Origin of the sequence: Streptomyces sp. NPDC051578, assembly GCF_044454045.1 — a bacterium.
In the GTDB taxonomy this organism is placed as follows: domain Bacteria; phylum Actinomycetota; class Actinomycetes; order Streptomycetales; family Streptomycetaceae; genus Streptomyces.
In genome coordinates, this window is record NZ_JBITDH010000013.1 from 86,639 (window position 1) to 108,417 (window position 21,779).

11 protein-coding genes are annotated in these 21,779 nt (G+C 70.9%); 9 read left to right on the plus strand and 2 right to left on the minus strand.

The window, feature by feature from the left end; all coding sequences use genetic code 11:
- Positions 1-29: 29 nt before the first annotated feature.
- The 6 genes from ACIA6C_RS31340 (at position 30) to ACIA6C_RS31365 (ending at position 15,852) form a co-directional block, all read left to right on the plus strand.
- The gene (locus tag ACIA6C_RS31340) at positions 30-2,909 is read left to right on the plus strand and encodes a pPIWI_RE module domain-containing protein (RefSeq protein ID WP_399280969.1); all 2,880 of its coding nucleotides are present in this window, start codon (positions 30-32) and stop codon (positions 2,907-2,909) included.
- Positions 2,896-7,440: a sacsin N-terminal ATP-binding-like domain-containing protein gene (locus ACIA6C_RS31345; RefSeq protein ID WP_399280971.1), complete on the plus strand. Its 4,545-nt coding sequence runs from the start codon at positions 2,896-2,898 to the stop codon at positions 7,438-7,440. The genes ACIA6C_RS31340 and ACIA6C_RS31345 overlap by 14 nt, the downstream gene beginning before the upstream one ends.
- 117 nt (positions 7,441-7,557) lie before the next feature.
- Positions 7,558-9,114 (plus strand): TIGR02677 family protein, encoded by a 1,557-nt coding sequence (locus ACIA6C_RS31350; protein ID WP_399280973.1) that lies wholly within the window; start codon positions 7,558-7,560, stop codon positions 9,112-9,114.
- Positions 9,111-10,412 carry a TIGR02678 family protein gene (locus tag ACIA6C_RS31355; protein ID WP_399280975.1) on the plus strand — a complete coding sequence of 434 codons (1,302 nt, stop codon included), beginning with the start codon at positions 9,111-9,113 and terminating at the stop codon, positions 10,410-10,412. The genes ACIA6C_RS31350 and ACIA6C_RS31355 overlap by 4 nt, the downstream gene beginning before the upstream one ends.
- Positions 10,409-14,542 (plus strand): TIGR02680 family protein, encoded by a 4,134-nt coding sequence (locus tag ACIA6C_RS31360; RefSeq protein WP_399280977.1) that lies wholly within the window; start codon positions 10,409-10,411, stop codon positions 14,540-14,542. Before ACIA6C_RS31355 ends, ACIA6C_RS31360 begins: the two co-directional genes overlap by 4 nt.
- A complete protein-coding gene (locus ACIA6C_RS31365; protein ID WP_399280979.1) occupies positions 14,539-15,852 on the plus strand; it encodes a TIGR02679 family protein in 1,314 nt (437 codons plus the stop codon). Before ACIA6C_RS31360 ends, ACIA6C_RS31365 begins: the two co-directional genes overlap by 4 nt.
- 429 nt (positions 15,853-16,281) lie before the next feature.
- Here ACIA6C_RS31365 and ACIA6C_RS31370 read toward each other — a convergent pair whose 3' ends face one another.
- A complete protein-coding gene (locus ACIA6C_RS31370) occupies positions 16,282-17,457 on the minus strand; it encodes a cytochrome P450 (RefSeq protein WP_399280981.1) in 1,176 nt (391 codons plus the stop codon).
- Between the two features lie 399 nt (positions 17,458-17,856).
- The gene (locus ACIA6C_RS31375) at positions 17,857-18,312 is read right to left on the minus strand and encodes a hypothetical protein (RefSeq protein WP_399280983.1); all 456 of its coding nucleotides are present in this window, start codon (positions 18,310-18,312) and stop codon (positions 17,857-17,859) included.
- Positions 18,313-18,472: 160 nt separating this feature from the next.
- On the opposite strand from ACIA6C_RS31375, the gene ACIA6C_RS31380 reads away from it, so the two are divergent.
- From ACIA6C_RS31380 to ACIA6C_RS31390, 3 genes are all read left to right on the plus strand, one after another.
- Entirely contained in the window at positions 18,473-19,909 is a 1,437-nt protein-coding gene (locus ACIA6C_RS31380; RefSeq protein WP_399280985.1) for an MFS transporter, read from the plus strand.
- A gap of 89 nt (positions 19,910-19,998) precedes the next feature.
- Positions 19,999-21,174 (plus strand): trans-sulfuration enzyme family protein, encoded by a 1,176-nt coding sequence (locus ACIA6C_RS31385; protein ID WP_399280987.1) that lies wholly within the window; start codon positions 19,999-20,001, stop codon positions 21,172-21,174.
- An 88-nt stretch (positions 21,175-21,262) separates the two neighbouring features.
- Complete coding sequence (locus ACIA6C_RS31390; RefSeq protein ID WP_399280989.1) at positions 21,263-21,766, plus strand: MaoC family dehydratase; 504 nt, start codon at positions 21,263-21,265, stop codon at positions 21,764-21,766.
- Positions 21,767-21,779: the final 13 nt, after the last annotated feature.

A 21,779-nucleotide genomic window follows, 5' to 3' on the forward strand; every position in this document is an offset into this window, starting at 1 on the left:
CACCTTCCTCCGATCAGGAGACTCACAAGATGGCTTACCAGCACGTACGGACCGCCTCGTACATGCCTGACCCGGCACAGGGGCCTTTCCCCGTCCTACGGCACACCCTCTCGCTGCCCGCTCACTGGGAGGAGCCGCTCGGCCAGCTGCGTGACCATGGCCGGCCGGAAGGCCGGTGGCACGGCCCACGCCGCATCCCCACCCGGGAGATCAACCAGCTGATCCGCACCACCGCCCCGGACGTCGTCACCGTGGCGTCCAACGCCACCTTCGGAACGGACTCCCCCTGGCTCTACTGCACCGAGCCGTTTCCCACCCCGGTGACCAACCTCTACGCCGCCACCTGGCTCAGAAACCTCCCCCGCCATCCCGAGGATCCGGACGCACGGCGTCTGCTCGCGGAGTGCTTCCGCGAGCTGGACACCGGAAGCCTGACCTGGCGCGCAGACACCATCGACCTGCTCGAACAACAGCCTTCTCCCGGTGGCACCGCCAAGCCCACCCGTCTGGTGTACCGACTGCTCCCCGACGAACTGGCCGCACGCATCGCACGTCAGGGTGCCTACGAGCACGGAGGCCGGCAACTCACCTTCCACCAGGTCGCCGGCGCCGGCGGCGGGTACGACGCCGGAAGCAGCAGCGCGGAACTGATGTCGTGGCCGCCGATCGAATACCGACCCGCTGGTAGGGGCGGCGAGCGCAAGCCGTCGTACTACGCGGCCACCCTCCGCGTCGGCGTGCGCACCGTCCCGTTCTCGCCGGTTCCTCGGATTCACCTCAGCGCGGGAATCCGCCGGTTCGTCACCGGAAAGGTCTGGATGCCCTTTCGCAAGGGGGTCTCGGTCTACCTACTGCCAGAGATCTCGCTCGTGCCGGACGCACCGGTGTCCCGGCGACTCTCGGTTGCCATGCTGCAGTGGCGCAACGGGACCACGGATTGGAGGCAGGGCGGCCCCAGTGGCATGCTCGCCGCCGTCGCCGCGCTCGACGGGCTCCCGTCGGTGGATCGACTGGTCAAGGAGGCCGACCACTGGATCGGGGACGGGAAGGACGGCATCAGGCTGGCGGTCGGCCACCAGGCCGCCATGGGCAGACACCCCATCGGGACCGGACTGATGCCCAGCGAACGCCGCCGTCTCATCGAGTGGGCCGAGCAAGCGCTGGCCCCCGAGTTCGTCCCCGCCCCGAAGCTCCAGCGCAGCCGGTATGGTCGCCCGCCTGTCAGACAGCTCACGAAGCGGCCCTCCATGCCAAAGAACGCCACCACCGAAGAGCTCGCCGCCCTCCTGGAACGGACGGAACGGACCGCGGTGGACAACGCACGGGTGCGGCGTGCGGCGCTCGCCGCGACGCTGGACGGCACCGATCTCGTCGGCTTCCTGGTTCACCAGACCGACGACCAGCGGGACAGGCTCGTCGCCACCGCCGAGAGCGCGCTCGGACTCTCAGAGTTTCGGCGTGAACGAGGACCGGAGACATGGGTGTGGGAGGCCGAGGAGCTCACCGTGCGGCTCCACGCCCACCCGCTGGGCGAGCTGGGATCCCCGCTCGGAGCGGAGGACCGGCCGCCGCGCGCGAGACAGGAACACGACCAGGCCATCCGTGAGCGGCGCGGACGGGTCGCCGAGGCGATGACCCGCCTGAGGGAGCAGGTGCCCGGGGCTCGGATCGCCCTTGTCGAGCTGGAAGGAAGCGAAGCGTTCCAAGGTCCCGCGAGGCGTACCGATCCCAAGTATGCGATCCGGCTCGGGTGCGCGGACGCAGGCTTGGTCACCCAGTTCATCCGCCCCCTGGACACCGCAATGGACACGGCTGACGCCGAGAAGGACGCAGCCCTGCGGGCCGAAGCAGCCTGGGCGGACGGCCTTCGTCAGACCGGGATGCGCCTGGTGCCCCAGCACACTCTCGGCGATCGCATCCCTTCCGGTCTGAACCAGGTGGCCTTCCATCTGGTCGAGCGCCGGGTCGACGGTCCCACGGGCAGGGCACAGTTCACCCCGATCGCCGTGCTGCTCCGGCCGGACGCACCATGTGTCCTCGGACGGACCGCGGACACCTCGGAGTGGATGCCCTACCCGGACCTGCTCCGGATCCTGACCGGACGAGTGCGGGGGAATGACCTGAGGATCTCGGCGCAGCAGTCGGCAGTCACGGCTGCCTTCATCAGGAGGACCCTGGCGAGTCTGCGCGGCACGCCGACCTTGGTCCTGTCCCACGCACAAGACGTGCGCAAGCGCTGGCCGTGGCTCACCAACGGCGGGCTCGAGGTGGATCGGATCGGCCTCGACGGGGGCCCCGCGCAGCGAATCGGTCTCTACGGCAAGCACCTCCGGGTCGTCAGGGTCGCTGACAGCGGCCGTGACGAGACGCCCCAGTGGTGGGCGGAACGGGAGGAGCGCGAGGAAGAGCTGGCCGGGCAACAGCGGGGCGGCTTCGGCATGGGACTGTGGGTGCCCGACGAGCCCGGAGCCCCCGGCCGCGTCTTCTACAGCACGGCGGACAAGGCGAGCACGCAGACGAAGTTGACGAACGACGACGCGAAGCTGACCCCTCACGTCAACCCCGCCGGCCGGAGCGCCCACCGGCCGACGGTGAACGCGTGGAACCCCGAGCTACTGGAGCTCACCCTGGCCTGCCTTCAGCCCGGCGACGACCCCGAGGCATGGGCCGCGTTCGTCCACCAACAGCGCATCTGCAAGGACGACTACCGGGACGTGCTCGGCCTGCCGCTCGCTCTCCACCTCGCACGGCTCGCGGACGAGTACGCGCTGCCGCACGACGAGGAGGAGGCGGTGGACCCGACGGCGGGGCCGGTCGTAGGGACCGGCGTCGAAGACGGCCCAGGGCAGCTCGCATTCGACTTCGACACCGGTGAGGACGACGAGGACCAGGCACATGGGAACGCGTGACACGAAGGCGGCCGCGCGGGCCCTCGGGTTCGCCGACCGCATCTTCGATCAGGAGGAAATGCGGGACGCGAACGCCGTACCGGAGCCGGAGGGTGGTGAAGCGACGGCCGCAGCCGTCGAGCACCTGGGCAAACGGTTCGCGACACTGCCCGGGATGGTTCGCCACGCCTTCGGCCGGACCCGGGACCACGCGGGCAACCTTTCGAGTGATCCACTGCAGGGTCTGTCCGAGATCGTGCAGAACTCGGAGGATCTCGGCGCCTCAGAAGTGCGCATCCTCACCAGGGAGCGAGACCTTCTCGTTGCCCATAACGGTGCCCCGGTGCGGTTGCCGGACGTAGTGGCCCTGGCCATGCCGTGGTTGTCCAGCAAGGCGGACGAAGCCGAATCCACAGGGCGGTTCGGCATCGGGCTGATGACGCTGCAGTCGCTTTCTCCCCATCTGGAAGTGCACAGCGGCCACTATCGGGTGCGCATCGGCGATCCCTATGTCTCCGTCGCCGAACCGCTCGTCGTACCGGACTGGTTCGCGGACGACGCCTGGACCGTGCTCCGCGTTCCCTTTGCACCCGGTGCACTCGACGCGGAGAGCGTCGACGGGTGGCTCGCTGCCTGGACCTCCGGCGCGCTGCTCTTCCTCGACCACGTATCCGACGTCACGCACCTGGATACGCAGGGCGGCGTCCGGCACCGGCTCGCTCTATCCCGGGAGCCCGGACCCGGCTTCGAGGCCGAGGTCGGCGGTGGACCGGCAGAGGTGGGGACCCACCTCGCCCGTGCGGCCACTGGGACTCGATGGCTGGTGTGCCGTACCACTGTGCCCAGTCCCTCGGGCATCGACAGGGCGCACAAGGCTGCCGGACCCACCACGACTCTCGCCGTCGCCCTCCCGCTCGGACACGGCGGTCCCGGACGGATCCACGTCGGTCTGCCGGTTCAGGAGATCGGGCCGGCCCTCTGGACGAGTGCGCAGTTCGACCCGCTCGCCAGCCGGCAGGCGCTCGACGAAACCCCGTGGAACCGTGCGCTCGTTCCATTGGTGGCCGATCTGTGGACGGCAGCCGTTCTGCGGCAGTTCAGGCAGGATCCGGTGAACGCCTGGAGTGCTGTTCCCCTGCCGGATCACGTCCGTGACGGGCGCAATCCGGCTGCTGCGATGGAACAGCGGTTGCTCGACCACGCCCGGCGTCTGGTGTCCGCGAAGCTGCTCCTGGAGGTCCCGGGGGAGGGTCTCCTCGATCTCGAATCGCTTGCCGTGGAGGACGAAGAACTCGAAGGTGCCGTGACCGAGGAGGAGGTCGCCCGTCTGGCTGACGTGCCCGCCGCGCTGCCCGGAGCGATGCGAGACCCGGACGGCAAGTGGCGGGAGGTGTTGTCGGATTGGGAGGAGAACGGTGTCGGCGCACCGGCCCGGGTCGAGGTGTACGACACGCTGGACCTCCTTGGCGACGGGAGCCGATCACCACGAGCGACGGTCCGACTGGTCGCGCGAGTCATCGAAGCGGGTTGGAGCGGCCTCCTGTCGTCACGTGATTGGCTCGTGGACAGTTCCGGTACGCGGTACGGCATGTGCGGCTCTGTACCCGTGCTGTTCGCCGCCACTCCTCGTGGGCTGGGATTCGAACTGGGGCTCACCCGTGAGATCCACCCGGACTTTCTGGCTGACACCGACGACGCGCGGTCGGTCCGGGAATGGCTCGGCAAGCAAGGGGTACTGCTCAACGACGACGACCCGGCAGCGGTGATTCAGCGTCTCGCAGACTTCGGGGGTGCGCGAGGTGGAGCTGGGCTTGTCCTCACGGATGAGCAGCTCGTGGCGCTGCGGGACGGTTTCGCACACGTACCGGAGAGCCGCCGTGAGCTGTGGGGCAGGAAGGTCGGGCTGGCAGTCCGGCTCCAAGGCCACCGTTACACCACCGATGGAGCGCGGGAGGACGTGGAGATCGCACCCGCCCGGGCCTATCTTCCGTCCGGGCTGGACAGCGCCGAGCACGACGAGAGCTTCGCCTTCGCCGCCGGCTCGACTTCCGGCCCGGCGTGGCTGCGATCGCGTTACGCCAAGGTGTTGCAAGGCGGCAGCATCGGAGCCTTGAGGTTTCTCCGGTTGCTTGGAGCCGAGACGGCTCCCCGGCCGCGCAGTCATCCTGGACAGCACTCGCGGTTCGAACGAGGCGCCAGAGGACTTCCCTCAGTCTTCGCCTCGGGTTCGAAGGCGCGCACGAAAGCGCTGGAGGCTCTTCGCGCGACCTACACCCTCAACGATTACGACTGCCCCGACCTGTATGCGGTGGCAACCGATATCGCGAAAGACGACGACTCTGCACGTCGCCGACGCAGGGCGGCCGCGTTTCTCCACGTACTCGGCCGTTCATGGAGTCGCTTCTCCGAACATGCCGAGGTCAGTGCGGCTTTCGACTACCACACATGGCACGACCGAGGGCGGACGGCTGCCCTATGGCTCTGGCAACTGCGCGAGGTGGCCTGGCTGGACGACTGGAACGGCACTCCGTCCAGCCCCTTCCGGCTCCGTACCCGCACCGCGGGCACCGTGGCCGTCTACGGGGACGGGGACGCCCAATTCCTGCATCCGGACATCCAGGAGCAGGCACGTCGGCGTACCGAGGTACTCCGAGCCCTGGACGTCGTCGGAGACGCCCGTACCCGCGATCTCGTCGAGTGCCTGCGGCGGCTCCGTCGTGAGGAGAAGGACGGGGCTGAACGAAACGCCCCCGCCGCACTGATCGTCTACGAGGCCCTGGCCGAGCGCGCCACCGGAAGGGGGACTTCGGGCGGATCGGGAGAGATGCCGTTCAGCGAAGTCCTTCGTGCCTTCTCAACAGGCGAAGGGCTGGTCCTCACGAACTCCGGCTGGCGGCGCCCGGGCGAGTGCCTCATCGGCGAGCCACTGTTCGGAGCGTCACGAGCGTTCGCTCCCGTGTTCACCGGTGGCGAGGCGTTCTGGACGCGGCTCGGGGCGCGTCGGCCGACCGTCGACGACGCTGTGAAGGTGATCAGGGAGTTGGCGCAGCAGGACAGGAGGGAGCGGCGGAACGTTCCGGAGGGAACCACTCAATCGGTAGTCCTGGAGACCCTGAAGATGCTCCGTCGCCCCTCTTCCGTCCGGTCGGAGGAGCTGACAGCCGGGCGGCTGGGAAGACTTCCTCTGGTCACGAGCAAGGGATGGCTGAGCAAGCGGCCTGTGTACGCGGTCGAGGACCCCATGGTCGCCGAGGGCTTGGGCCGTGACCACGCCGTGTGGCGGCCGGGAGCAGAGCTGGAGCAGTTCCGTCCACTGGCCGGGGCCCTGCGCCTCACGTGGATCGGGGTGGAGCAACTCAGTGTGCACAGCTCCGTTGTCGCTTCGCACGATCCGGACGCGACGGAACTGGTCCGCGCGGCTGTCACCCATCTGCGCGAGGACCTGCAACGCAACGCCCCGGAGGTGGCCCGTGGCCTGGACGGTTCCTGGGACGGACTCGCGACACTCACGGTGAGCGTGGCACCGGACCTGATCTGCCGGGTGGAACTGTCCGGTACTCCGGTGGAAGTATCCGTCGACGCCGGTGTCGACTGGGCTTCCAGCACCCTGTACGTCCGTGACCTGTCAGCGGTGAACCGGCCCTCTGCGGGCGGTGCTTCGATCGCCGCCAAGTTCCCTGGACACCGCAGGGCGGCGGCCCTCGCCTGGACCGCCGCGTGTGACCGGGCGGAGCGGGGCCGCACTGCCGTGGACCTGAGCCTCGCGGAGGATCAGGTCCGCCGTGAACAGGAAGCCGCCGTCGCCGAACGCGATCGCCGGCTCATGGAGATGCGGGAAGAGGCGGACCGACGCGGCCGGACGAGCGGACGGGAAAGGCGTCCGGTTGCGGGAGCCCCGTCGACGATCAGTGGCCGGGCGCCCGCACTACCCGCGGTCCCGCACGGCCGGGGCCCCTCCGTCCCGGCCGTGCGGCCCCCCGCTTCGTTCCGCCGACTGGTGGATCCCGCGACCCTCCGTCTCGTCGTGGACCGGGGAAACCTCACGGCACCGCAATCCGGGGCCGGGCCCGCAACGGGCACCGCCCCGAAGAAGGGCCCGGCCGGCCTGCCCCAGCCCCGGTCCGGCTCGGCCGTCCCCCAGCAGCGCACCGCCGCACGTCCCTATACGGCCGTGGAGCAGGAGAAGGCGGCACTGGACCTCGTACGCCGGGCTCTGGCGCTGGACGAGACCGAGCTGCGTGACCTGAGGGCTCAGCACGGTTTGGGGGCGGACGCAGTGGACGAGCTGGCCCGGTTCTACGAACTCAAGACGTACGGCGGTGCCGAGCCGGACACGATCCAGCTCACCCCTGCGGAGTTCCAGCGGGCGATCGGAAGCGACGATTTCTTCCTTGTGGTCGTCTCCGGTTTGGAGGCCGGAGCCGCACCGGTCACCGTACGGATCATCCTGGAGCCGTTGAAGCACCTGCCCTACCGTCCTATCAGCAACGTACTCGTCTCCGGCATCCGGGGCGCGCAGAGCCTTGTCTACCCGTTCGAGAGCACGGAGTAATCCTCGGCCGTGACTGCCATGAGAATGATGACAGCGACTCGAGAACGTGATTTCGGACCGCCCCTTAACGCGGGCGCCGACGTGCCGCAGGGGTGGCGGCGGAGGGGACGTACCAGCATGCGCAGGGTTCCGCCGGAGATGTTCCGGTTCACCACGGGGGAGACGGCCGACTTGAACGGCGCCGTGCTCGAGGCTTTCGGGGTGGCCGGCGAGCACCTGGAGACCGCGCTCGGGCTCGACGGCGTACGGGAGCGGCTGCGTGCGGTGGGCTGGGTCTCGGACCTCGAGGACGAGGAACTGCACGAGACGCTGAAACGGCTGGTGAAGTGGGAACTCCTCGACGTGGTCCACAACCACGCCCAGAACTACCGCACGGCCGAGGAGTACGAGCGGCGCAACCTGCACTACTCGCTGACCCGCCGGGGCGAGGCCGCGCTCGCCGGGGTGCGACACGCCCTGGAGGTGCTGGCCTCCACGGGGGCGCTGCAGACCGCGGTGCTGGAGGCGATCGCCGATCGGCTCGACGAACTGACCCTCCTGTCAGGCGAACCTGCCGAGGCCGACCGACGGATCTTCAGCACCCTGCGGGAGCTGGAGGGTCATCTGGAGGGCCTGGTGGAGAACACCAAGGCCTTCAACGGCCAGTTGCAGAGGCTCCTTCGCGCCGAAGGAGTGGATCTGGACGTGTTCCGTGAGGTGAAGGCCGCCACCGTCGCGTATCTCCAGGAGTTCCTGGTCAATCTCGACCGGCGCGGCGAGACGGTGGCCGCCGCCGTGGCCCGCGTGGAGGAGCGGGGCATCGCGGTGCTGCGTGAGCGGGCCCTGCGCGGTGCCGAGCTGCCCCCGACCCCGGGAGAGGACCCGGCAGCCGACTGGCTGGAGAGCCGGCGGGCGCGCTGGGCGGGGCTGAGGGCCTGGTTCCTGCCGGACGACGGGGCGCGCCCCCGGATCGAGCAGCTGCACGACATCGCCCGGCGCGCCATCGTCTCCCTCCTGCAGGTGCTGGAGCGGATCAACGAGTCCCGGCGCCGCCCCTCCAGCGCCGTACAGGACTTCCGGGAGCTCGCGCGCTGGTTCGCTGCGGCTCCCGAAGAGGAGGACCTGCACCGGCTGTGGTCGGCCGCCTTCGGCCTCGGCCCGGCCCGCCATGCCCACCTCGCCCACCCGGACCCGGAGCTGATCCCCTCGTCCCACTCCTGGTCCGAGGCGCCGCCGGTACAGGTGTCGGCCCTGCTGAGGACCAGCGGACGGACCGAACGCTTCACTCGTACGGCCACGGTGCGGGACGTTGCGGCGGTCAGGGCGGAACGCGCCGAGCGGGCCCGGGCGGAGCGAGCGGAGCTGGCACGCGCCTGGCAGGCGCTGGAGACGGACGGCCCGGTACGGCTCTCCTCTTTCAGCACCCTCGACCCCGCGGCCTTCGACCGTCTCCTCGATCTGCTGGGCCGGGCGCTGGCCGCCCGGCCGGACGCGGGTGGCCGGCGACGGGCCACGACCGGCGACGGCCGGGTGGAGGTGGCGCTGTCGCCGCCCCCCGACGGGCGCACCGCCGTACTGCGTACCGTGCAGGGGACGATGGCAGGACCGGACTACGTCATCCACGTCACGGCCGTGGGCGGGGCGATCTCCTTCCCGGCAGTCCGCGCCGCCACGGGGCAGGAGGCCGCAGGATGAGCACCCTCGCCAACCAACTGGCCTCCGCCGAACGGGAGGAGGTCGCCCGTGCCATCCGCCTCCTTCTGGCCCGCCCGCTGCTCACCGAGGCAGCCGACCCGACCGGTTTCGATCTGGTGCGCCGCCGCCGTGACCCGCTGGCTCGTTGGTTCGACTACACCTGCGGCTGGAATCTGGTCGTGGAGCCCCGCCGGGGCTACGCCCGCCTCACCAAGGTCCGAGTCAACCCCGACGGCTCCCGCCCCGCTCGCCGGGCGCGTTCCGGCCGGGCCCCGTTCGACCGCCGACGGTACGTCCTGCTGTGCGTGACCGCCGCGGAGCTGCTGTCGATGCCGATGACGACCATCGGCATGCTCGCCGACCGCGTCGTCCAGGCCATGGCGGCCGACCGCGCGCTGGCGGGGTTCGACCCGGTCCGCCGGCCGGAGCGCATGGCGTTCGTCGACGTCCTGAAGCTGCTGGAGTCGTACGACGTGCTGCGTGTGGTGGACGGTACGACCGAGACGTACGTCGACTCCGCGGAGGCGAAGGTCCTCTACCGCGTGGACAACACACTGCTCATGCGGCTGCCCGCCGCACCGGTCGGCGCCTCCCGGCTCGCCGTGCCTCCGGAGGAGGTGCCCGCGCGGTTCGAGGAACTCCTCGCCGACCTGGTCAGGGAGCGCCGCTACGGAGGCGCTTCTGCCGACGATACGCACGCCGAGACCGCCGCGACCACGGACGCCCAGCGCAACCTGCGGCTGCGCCATTCGGTGCTGCGCCGCCTCTTCGACGATCCCGTGCTCTACCGGACCGACCTCGCCGACGACGAGCTCGCTTATGTCACTTCCTTGACCGGCCGCCAGATCCTGCGCCGCTCTGTCGAACAGGCCGGTTTCATCCTGGAGGAACGGGCGGAGGGCTTTCTACTCGTCGACCCGGACGCCATCGCCACCGACGTCCGCTTCCCCGACGACACCTCCACAGCCCGAGTCGCCGCGCTACTCCTCCTCGCACCGCTCTGCGCCACGCCTGCAGGCCTGCTGCCCGAGCAGCTGGCCGAGGCCGGAGCAGAGCTGCTGCGCCGCTTCCCGGGCTGGGCCAAGGCGTACCAGTCGGAGGAAGGCCCGGCCCGCCTCGCTGACGACGCCGTACGGATCCTGCTCGACGTCGGCCTGGCAGCCAGGGCCCGAGACCGCGTCGTCGCGCGACCGGCCGCGTACCGCTACCGCCTGACGGAGACCACCGGCCCAGCCCCGAAGAACGATCCGCCAGCCGTGACCGCCGCCGGCAGCGCCGGAGAAGGAGACAAGCAGTGAGCGTGACGGAACTCCCCCTCCAGCGACGGCCCGAGGAGACCATCGAACCGTCACCCGTTCACGAGGCGGATACCGGCCGCGGACGCTGGCAGCCCCATCGCGCGGGCATCCTCAACGTCTGGCGCTACTACGACGAGACCTTCACCTTCCACCAGGGTCGCCTGCTGCTGCGCGGTCAGAACGGCACCGGCAAGTCCAAGGCCCTGGAACTGCTGCTCCCCTTCCTCTTCGACGCCAGCCTCCGCCCCAACCGCCTCTCCACGTTCGGCGGTTCGGAGCGCACGATGCACTGGAACCTGCTCGGCCAGGGGGCGACCGGAAAGACCCGTGTTGGGTATGTGTGGATGGAGTTCCGCCGCGTCGGAGACGACGGCACCGAGCACTGGTTCGGCTGCGGAGCCCGCCTGCACGCGAGCGTGCACACCACCACGGCGCACGCCGACTACTTCACCACCACCGCCCGGATTGCCCACCCCGACGGGGTTCACCTCGTCAACGACACCGGACAGCCCCTGACCAAGGCGGCCCTCACCGAAGCCCTGCGCGACCGCGGCGAGGTACATCCGGCAGCCACCGACTACCGCGCCACTGTGCGGCGCGAACTCTTCGCGGGCATGGGCGAGCAGCGGTACGAGTCCCTGCTCTCCGCCTTGCTCCAGCTCCGCCAGCCCAAGCTGTCCGAACGGCTCGACCCCTCCCTCCTGTCCACCCTGCTGTCCCGCGCCCTGCCCCCGCTCGGCGAAGGAGAGATCACCGAGCTCGCCGAGGGCTTCGAGCGCCTGGACCGACAGCGGGACCACCTCGACCGGCTCGACGCCGAGGTGACGGCCGCCGGGAACGTCGCCTCCCGGCAGCGCGCCTACGCCCGTCGGGTCCTGCGGGCCGGCGCGGCAGCGCTGATCTCTGCGACCACCGAGATGGACGACCTCACACGGGACGCCCGCGTCAGCGCCGAGGAGTACGAGAAGGCGTGCGAGGAGCGCGCCTCCACCCTGGCCCTGCGCGAGGAGCTGGAACTACGGGCGCACGCCTTGGACGAGATCGTCGAAGGGCTTCGGGAGAGCGACGCCTACCAGAAGGGGGAGGAGCTCGACCGGCTCCGCCGCGGCACCGAGGAACAGGTCGCGGCCGCCGCGGAGCTGCGTACCGCCGCCCGGTCCGCCGAGGCCGAGGCGGAGGAGGACCGGAAGCACGCCGACGAGGTCGCGGGACACGCCCGCTCGCGCGACGAACACGCCCGCGCGACCGCGGACGACGCGCACCGCTCGGCCCGGGCCGCAGGCATGGAGTCCATTCACCACGAGGTGAAGACGATGCTGGACGCGGAAGGGGAGGTGAAGCCCCTCGGCAACGAGTCGGCGAACACCCCGGTCAGGACGGGGAGCAGGCGGTCCGATGCTCCTGGCACCGCCGCCCGCCGACTGCTCCGGGGCGCGGTTACCGCCCGACGGCAGCAGGTCGCCGACATCACCGACGCGATCGACGCGCACGACCGGGCGGTACGCGACCGGGGTACCGCCGAGGGCCTGCTGGACGAGGCCCGAACCCGGCTCGCGGACGCGATCACCCACCGCGACACGACCGCCGCCGCCTGGGACGAAGCCCTGGCAGCCCAGGCGGAGCGGCTGCTCGCCTGGGCCCGGGACTGCACGGAGCTGCGCATCCCCGACCTCGATGAACTGGCCGCCAGGGCGGCCGTCGAGGCAGACGTGCGCGAGCTGGTCGAAACGGTCGCACGACCGCTGGACCAGGAGATCACCACGGAGCGGGCCGGAGTCCGCACGGCGCAACAGGGGTTGGAGCAGGAACGTGACCTGCTCGACGCGCGGAGGCGCAAGCTCAGCGGCGAGACCGATCTCCAGCCCGTCGCTCCACCCACCCGCACCACCGTCCGCACGGCTGCGGCGGGCGCGCCGCTGTGGCGGCTGATCGCCTTCCACGAGGACGTCCCGCTCCCCGCACAGGCCGGGGTGGAAGCGGCACTGGAGGCGTCGGGCCTCCTGGACGCATGGGTGAGCGCATCCGAAGGACTCACCCTTCCTGGGCACGACACCCGTGTCGAGGTCGGCCTCGCCACGACCGCCCCCGGCTCCAGCCTGCTGGACGTGCTGAGGCCCGAGGAGGACATTCCCGTACCGGTCGGCACGGTGACCCGCATCCTCGCCGGCATCGCGTATGGCACTACCCTGCCCGGCGGTCACCCTGCGGCAGTCTCCTCCGACGGCGCCTGGCGCCTCGCGCCGGCCACGGGTTCCTGGAGCAAGCCGGAGCCCGCCCACATCGGAGCCCTCGCCCGGCAGCGGGCCAAGCAGCGTGAGATCGCCGAACTGACCGATCTGATCGCCGAGAAGGACGCCTCCCTGGCCACCCTCACCGACCGGCTGCGGGAACTCGGCGCCCGCGCCGCCCGGCTGGCGGAGGACCGCGCCGCCCGGCCCGACCACCGGGAACTCGACGCCTGCCGACGGGACTGGGACCGGGCCGAGGAGAAGGTGGCCGCCCGGGACGACGCCGTGCGTGACGCGACCGAGCATCTGGCCGCACGCGAGGGTGACGTGGCCGGCGCACTGCGCACGCTGAGCCACAGGGCCGCCGAACACGGACTGCCCACGGACCGCGACCGGCTGCGCGAACTCGGCCGCGACGTGGAGAGCTTCCGCGACCTCGCCGATGCCTGGATGGACGCCCGCATCGACGCGATCGCGGCCGCTGAAAGGGCTGGTGAGACGGCCGCACGGGCGGACCGGTCACGCCTTCGCGCGGAGAAGCAGACCGCCGACGCGGCCGCTGCGGAAGCGAAGGCGGCTGGTATGACGGCACGCCTGAAGGCGGTGGAGGAGACGGTCGGCGCGGACTACCGGCAGATCGTCGCGCGCGTTGCGGAGACCCGTGCCGAACGGGTCCGCTGCGGCAAGGAAGCCCGCCAGGCAGCCGAGCTCCTCCTGGGCCTGGAAGGCCGCATCGGAGAGCTGAGGGCCACCAGTGGCCAGGACGCCGACCGGCAGGAGAAGGCAGCCGAGGCCCGCGACGGCGCGGCGCGGCGGTTCCGGCACCTGTGCCTGGTGGGTCTGGCCGAGGACGCGGGCGTCGTACCCGAACTCGACGCCGGGGACGGCACCAAGGCCACTCTGGAGGCCGCGCGCGCCATGGCGGCACGGTGGCCCCAGGTCCCGCACGCCCCGCGCCACCTCGGCGACGCCGCCACCCGCCTCTCCGAAGCCGTCCACGAGGCCCGCCGCCACCTCGGCGTCCGCGCCGACCTGGAGCTGGAGCCCGACGACGACATCCAGCTCTTCACCGCCACCTTGGAGGGCGTCCGCGTGGGGGCGACCGGTCTGCTCGCCGCGCTCACCCAGGAGCGCGACCGCAGCCGCGAGGACATCAGCACCGCCGAACGGCGCCTCTTCGACCAGATCCTTACCGGTGACATCCGCCGCCACCTCGCCGCCCGCATCCGCCGGGCCGGCGAACTCGTCGCGCACATGAACGGGCACCTGGAGCGGGTCCGTACCGCCTCCAACGTCGCCGTCCAGCTCGTCTGGGACGTCCGCCCGGACCTCCCCGACAGCACCCGCACCGCCCGCCAGCTGCTCCTGAAGGATCCCGGTCGGGTCACCGAGTCCGATCGGGAGGCCCTGCACGCCTTCTTCCGTGCCCGCATCGAGGAGGCCAAGGGCAGCGACACGGCCGCGAGCTGGGAGGAGCACCTCGGCGAGGTGCTCGACTACACCGCCTGGCACACCTTCACCGTCCGCCTCGACCGGGCGGACGGGAGCGGCTGGCAGCCCCTGACCAAGCGGCTGCACGGTGCGCTCTCCGGCGGGGAGAAAGCCATCGCACTGCACCTGCCCCTGTTCGCCGCCGTCGCCGCCCACTACGAGGACGTGCCCCTGGCCCCCCGCCCGATCCTCCTCGACGAGGTCTTCGTCGGCGTCGACACCGTCAACCGCGGACAGGTCTTCGCCCTGCTCACCGCACTCGATCTGGACCTCATGATCACCTCCGACCACGAGTGGGGAAACTACAGGGAGCTACCCGGCATCGCCGTCCACCAACTCCTGACCGACGGAGACGACGCCGTCACCAGCGCGCGCTTCGTCTGGAACGGCACCGGAATGGAGGAAGGATGACTTTGCGAGACCACCCCGTGTCCGGCGGGACGACCTCTCGGGAGCATCTCGCGTTGGGTGACGCGACCCTTCGCCGCCCCGAACTCCATCCCGTCTGGCAAACGGTCCACGACCGTCTCTCCTCCGGCCGCCCCGTCACACGCGTACGCCTCGGACTGCTGGACGAGACCCAGCGCGAAGCCCTCGCGGACCTCCTCGGCCTGGATCGACTGCCGGACCCCCGGCCCTCCGTGGCCCTGGCCCGCCTGGAGGAGGCCGTCACCGAACTCTCCGGCCGCACCATACGAGAAGTCGTCGCCGAACTCATCGGCCCACTCGGTGACAGAGCCGGTGAACGCCGCCGCCAGGAGGACGAACGCGCCGGTCTGTGGGCCTGGCTGGCTGGTCACGACATGGTACGGGCGCAGCCGGTGCTCGCCGACTGGGCTGCGTCCTGTCGAGCCGCGGGACTGGTCGGCGGCTCGGCGGAACGTACCCGTACGCTCCTCACCGACACGCTCAAGGTGCTCGCCGAACTACCGGGCCAGGCCGAACCCCTGCCCGTCTTCGCCGCCCGAGTCCTGAACGGCCACGCCCACGCTCTCGACGACGGCGCACCCGTCTCCACCCTCGTCCTGCGTGCCCTGGCGACTCTGTACGACATTGCTCCGCCGCAGTCCGCAGCGGAACGGCGCGCCCTGTGGTCCCGCGCTGGCGTCGCCGACGACGAGCTGTCCGCCACCGTCATCGCCGGCGGACTGCGCCCTGGCGGCGACGGCCTTTTCGCCCGTGTGGCCCGCCTGTGCACGGAGGCCGGCCAGGCCGCCAGCCTGACCCTCGCCCACGTCAGGAGCCCGGGCGAGCTCACCCTGCCCGCCACCCCTGCCCCACTCGTCGTCCACGTAGTGGAGAACCCCAGTATCTTGGCCCTCGCCCTCCGTCGCTTCGGCTCCAGCTGCCCGCCGCTTGTCTGCACGTCCGGCTGGCCCAACAGCGCAGCTATCCAGCTCCTGCGCCTACTCGCGGACCAAGGCGCTGCTCTCCGTTACCACGGTGACTTCGATGGCGAAGGCATCCGCATTGCCGCATACGTCATGGAGAAAACAGGGGCGCACCCCTGGTGCATGACGGCGGCAGACTACCGATCCGCGATCGTCCGCAACGCGCACGGTCCTCAACCGGGGCGCATCACCGGAGCACCGTGGGATCCCGAGTTGGCCGAAGCCATGGCGGAGCACGACATCGCCGTGGTCGAGGAGCTGGTAGCCGATGTGCTGTTGGAAGATCTCGCTGCTGCGGCCCGCCAGGAGCACCCCGCTGGCTGTTCGTGACGCTCATTTGACGCTCCAAGCGGTCAAAGGGGCGCTCAGAGGAGCCGTATACCGGTGCTGACCTGCGATTATGTCGACTGCCGTTTCGCGTGACATCTTTCCGATGACCCACCACGTGGAGTGCGTCGCGATCCTTGAGCCCATCGCAAAGAGCGCCTGAACTGCCGCTTTGTCGTGTGGGGTAGTGGGTAAGCGGTGACGCCGGCCGGACGCATGTCCTGATGTAGCGCCGGCATCATGGAGCCGCCTCTTGGACCGGGCTTGTGCCCGGCCGAGGCGGCGGCCTTCTTGGGGGAGGTCGAGCCGGGCCCGCCCGATCCGCGCTGCTCGCCCACCTCGCGGGCGGAGGGGCGGGAGACGCGGTGCGGCTGAGCAAGGAGTGACTCCGGCCCGCGCTGACCGCCGTCTACCCGATCGGGAGCCGGTCGGTCAGAGCACGGTCGGCAGGGACGTGAGGCCGCGGGTCAGGCGGGTGCGACGCCATTCGAGCTGTTCCTCGGCGATGGCCAGACGCAAGCCGGGGAAGCGGGTGATGAGCGCGCGGAGGGCGATCTCCGCTTCCGCCCGCGCCAGGGGTGCGCCGAGGCACCGGTGGATTCCGTGACCGAATGCCAGGTGGCCGCCGGCGTCGCGGTCGAGGTCGAGTCGCTGCGGCTCGGCGAACGAGGCGGGGTCACGGTTCGCCGCTCCGGGAGCGATGAGTACCGCGGAGCCCGCGGGGATCTCGACCCCGCCGAGCCGGAGCGGCTGCGTGCTGTACCGGAAGGTGGCGATTCCGACGGGCGAGTCGTAGCGCAGCAGTTCGTCCAGGGATCTGCCGATCAGGCCGGGGTCCTGCTGTAACCGGGCGAGTGAGGACGGGTGCTGGAGCAGGGCCAGGACGGAGTTCCCGATGAAGTGGGTGGTGGTCTCGTGCCCGGCCACCAGGAGGAGGACGGCGAGGGACGTGACGTCGTCCTGGTCGAGGAGGCCTGCCTCGCCGCGCCGGAGGAGCGAGTGGAGCAGCCCCTCCCCGGGTGTGTCGCGGGCCGCGCGGACGAGGTCGGTCATGTACTCGCCGATGGCGTGTGACGCGGTGTCGATGGTGTGCGGATCTCCCGCGTCGAAAAGGTCGTTGGACCAGCGGGAGACCATGTCGCGATCGGACTCCGGCACACCGAGCAACTGGCAGATGACGGTGACCGGCAGGGGAACCGCCAGCCCCTTCACCAGGTCGACCTCGGCGCCCGCCGTCCACCCCTCCAGCAGGCGGTCGACCACCTCCTCGATGTACGGGCGCAGGTGCGTGACGCGCCCGGTGGTGAACAACGGCGCCGCCGCCTCGCGCTGACGGGTGTGCTCGGGAGGATCGCTCGCCAGCATGTTCCTGGCGACGGCCGGGTGGAGGTCGCGCCCGGACGGCCGTCCGGCGAAGAAGCGGGCGGTGTCCTTGGACAGGCGGGGGTCGGTGAACGCCTGCCGGGCCTCCGCGTGACCGGTGACCAGGTACGCGTGGTGGCCCTGGGACCCGGCGGGGATCTTCTGCACCGGCGACGCACTGCGCAAGCGGTCATAGGTGGAGTAGGGGTCCTGGAAGAAGAGCGGCTCGCGCAAGGGGTCGTTCACGTTCCTGTCCTCGCGCTCCCTCGGTCCCCCGGGGCCCAGCGCGGCCTCCGGTACCGCCGAGGTTACGTCCTTCCGCAAGGTTCCCGGCGTGACGAACGGGTTCCGGCCGGAGCGGTCGCAGGCTGGCGCGCACCGGGCCAGGCGACGGTGCGAGCGGCACGCCGTGAGCTCGCTGGCAGCCGGAGCCCTCCACCCCCGCCCGGTGACGGCCCGGCAGCGCCCTGGGCGATCCGGCTCGCCGACATCTGCTTGGTAAGAGCGGCGTTTCGTGCTGCGTTACACCGATGACGGCACCTTCGTGTTCGGCGCGATGCCGATCCGGGGGGCAAGACCGGACCGCGCATCGGCCCGCCGTCGCCCGCCGGCCGCTCACCGTCGGCGCTGCCCAGCACGTAGGCGTCAGGGCCGGAGGATCGAGGTGAGCCAGGGGGTCAGGGTGAGGGAGGAGAGGGGTTCGCGGTAGGTCTCGTCGCCCGGGAGGGGGATGGTGAGGCGGTAGCCCGGGGGGAAGAAGCGGGCCGTCACGTGGGCCAGGCCGCCGTAGACCGAGCGGAGGAACGCCGGGACGGCGTCGCGGGGGACGTCGTGGAACTCCACGCCCTCGACGGTGATCAGGGCGTCGTCCTCGGGGAAGAGGCGGACCGACACCGTGGGGCGGCCCGTGAGGTCGATGAACGCCTCGTGGGGGAGGGTGCCGTCGGGGTCGGTCGCCTTGAAGAGTTCTGCCGATGAGCGGCGCGCGGTCTGGTCCGCGCCGATGTCGTGGGCGACGGTCATCGTCAGGCGGTACGCGTCGGCGATCTCGCGTACGGCGGTCACGGCCGACTCGGTGGTGGGAAGTGACGGGTGCTCCATGGGCACCATGATCAACCATCGGGCTCGGATCGCGCCTCTCCTCTCGGATCCTCTCGGCTCCTCGCGGCCGGAATACCGGCCTTACATACCCCCAGGGGGTATGCTACGGTGCTCCCCGAAGGTACCCCCTAGGGGTATGTGTAGGAGAGGAGTCAGGGCAATGTCAACCGTCAATCCCCGGCGCTGGTGGGCACTTGCCGTGCTCGCCGCCGCCCAGTTCATGGTCATCATGGACACCTCGATCATCGGGGTCGCACTCCCCGAGATGCAGAAGGACCTCGGTTTCTCGCAGGGCGAGTTGCAGTGGGTCTTCAACGCCTACGTCATCGTCTTCGGCGGGTTGCTCCTGCTGGGCGGCCGGCTCTCCGACCTTTTCGGGGCGCGCAAGATCTTCGCCACCGGCTGGGCGACCATGATCGTCGGCTCCGTACTCGCGGCCGCCGCGCAGACCGCCTGGGTCGAGATCGCCGGCCGCGCCGTCCAGGGCGTCGGCGGTGCGCTCATCGCGCCCTCCGCCATGACCCTGCTGATGATGCTCTTCGGCCACGACCCGAAGGAACTCGGCAAGGCCATGGCCCTCTACGGCGCCGCCGCTCCGGCCGGCGGTACCGCGGGAGTCTTCCTCGGCGGCGTCTTCACCCAGTGGGTCAGCTGGCCGTGGGTGTTCATCATCTACATCCCGATCGGCGTCCTGACCCTCGCCGCCACCAAGCTGCTGCCCGCCGTCCAGGCCCGCCGCGGATCGGTGGACGTGCTCGGCGCGGTCGCCGTCACCGCCGGTCTCGCGCTCGCCGTCTTCGCCGTGGTCCGGGCCCCCGAAGTGGGCTGGGGAGCGAGCGCCACCGTGCTCGAACTGGTCGCCGCGGCCGCCCTGCTCGCCCTCTTCTTCGTGATCCAGCGCACCGTGCGGGAGCCGCTGATGCCGCTCAGTGTCTGGCGGATCCCGCGCCTGGGCTCGGCCAACCTGGCGATGACGCTGCTCGGCGCCGCCTGGATCCCGATGTGGTACTTCCTCAACCTCTACCTCCAGCAGGTCCTGCACTACGGCGCTTTCGCCTCGGGCGCCGCGCTGCTGCCCATGACCGTCCTGCTGATGATCTTCATGACGGCCATCACCGCCCGCCTCATGGCCAGGTTCGGGGCGAAGCCGCTGATCGCCGGTGGCCTGTTCGCCCTCGCCGCCGGTCTGGTGTGGTTGTCCGCGGTCGAGCCGACCGGCACCTTCCTGGTGGACGTCCTGCCCGCCTCCCTCGTCGCCGCCCTCGGCATGGCGCTCGCGTACATCCCGTCGATGATGGCCGCGATGTCCGGGGCACCGCAGGAGCAGGCCGGTCTGGCCTCGGGCATCGTCAACACCACCTACAACGTGGGCTCGGCCCTCGGCCTCGCCGCGCTGACCGCGCTCGCCACCACCCGGGGCGCCGGTGAACTGGGCAACCTGCCCGCCCTCACCGACGGATTCGGGGCCGCGTTCCTCGGCGCCGCCGGCATCGCGGCCGTGGGCGCCCTGATCACGCTCATCGCGATGAAGAGCGACAAGCCCGCCGCCGCGCCCGCCTCCGCACCCGCGCCGCGGGGCGAGACGGCCGGCGTGTGAGACGACGCTCGGCCAGGGGTCGCCCGATGTCCTTCCCGGACGTCGGGCGGCCCCTTTTCCCGTATCCGCCAGCATCAAGAGGAGACGCCATGAAGGACATCCGGACCCGCGCCGTGCACGTGGTCCACGAGCCGCAGGCCGAAGGCAGCCGGCCGCTGTCCGTCCCCCTCGTCCAGTCGTCCGCCTTCGCCTTCGATTCCGCCGCCGAACTCGCGCGGGCGATGGCCGGCCCGGACTGCCCGTACGTGTACAGCCGCCGCGGCAACCCCACCGTCCGCGCCCTGGAGCACACCCTCGCCGACCTCGAAGGCGGACAGTCCGCCATCGCCTTCGCCTCCGGCATGGGGGCCATCAGCGGAGTCCTGCTCGCGCTCCTGCGCCCCGGCGACCAGGTGATCGCCCAAAGGTGCCTGTACGGCGGGACGTACGCGGCCCTTGCCGACCTCGCCGACCGCTACTCGGTCGAGGTCCGCTACATCAGCGGTGACGAGGTGGCCGAGTTCGAATCGTACGTGGGCCCGCGCACCAGGCTGCTCCTGCTGGAGACGGTCGCCAACCCGACCGGCCGGGTCCCGGACCTGCCCGGCCTGCTGGCCGCCGCCCGCCGCCACGGCGTGATCGGCGCGGTGGACAACTCCCTGGCCTCGCCCGTCCTGTGCCGACCCCTGGAACTCGGCGCGGACATCGTGCTGCACTCCACCACCAAGTACCTGGCCGGACACTCCGACGTCCTCGGCGGGGCGGCGGTCTTCGCCGACGACGCACTGCGGCGCCGGATATGGCCCCGCACGGTCGAACTCGGCGCTGCCGCCGATCCGTTCGCGGCCTGGCTGACCCTGCGCGGCATCGCCACCCTGCCCCTGCGGATGCGGGAGCACTGCGCCAACGCCGCCCTGCTGGCCACCCGGCTGGAGGCCCATCCGGCCGTCACCGCCGTCCACTGGCCGTGGCTCCCCGGAGGACCTTCGTACGCCATGGCGCGCAAGGTGCTCTCGGGCGGCGGCGGGCTGCTCTCCTTCGAGCTGGCCGGGGGCCGGGAGGCCGGGCAGGGGTTCGTCGAGGGCGTCCGGCTGGCGCGCCTGGCGCTCTCCCTCGGCGGTGTGGAGACGCTGGTGACGCATCCCGCCAGTACCTCCCACCGGGAGCTGGACGAACGGGCGATGGAACTGGCCGGTATCGGGCCGGGGCTGGTGCGGATGTCGGTCGGCATCGAGAGTCCCGACGACCTGTGGCGGGACCTCGAACAGGCGCTGACCGGAGTCTGAGAGGCTTCTTTTGGGTTGACAAAATAAATGGACGATTCGTAGATTGGTTCACGCCAGAGAAACTCCTCTCCGCCAAGGGGGCCGCGTGATGCGCTACTTCGAGGACTTCCGGACCGGTGACGTCCACGAGCTGGGCACCGTCACCGTCACCGCCGAGGAGGTGCTGGACTTCGGGCGGCGCTTCGACCCGCAGCCCTTCCACACGGACCCGGCGCTCGCGGCAGAATCCCCGTTCGGCGGACTGATCGCCAGCGGCTGGCACACCGCCTCGATGTTCATGCGTCGCTACGTCGACGGACTGCTCGCCTACAGCGCCTGTACCGGATCCCCCGGCGTGGACGAAGTCCGCTACCTGCGGCCGGTACGCCCCGGGGACGTGCTCACCGCCCGCGTGGAGATCCTCGGCTCGCGCCCCTCCCCGTTCAACCCGGGCACCGGCGTCGTGCAGCCCCGCTGCACCCTCGTGGACCGTGACGGGACCGTCGTCTTCAGCATGATCCTGCACAGCATCTTCCGGCGCCGGCCCACCGACCGCGCCACCCACCCCGCAGCCGCGCAGGACCCGGTCGTACGGGCCCCCTCCGCCGCCTGAAACCCCCTACCCC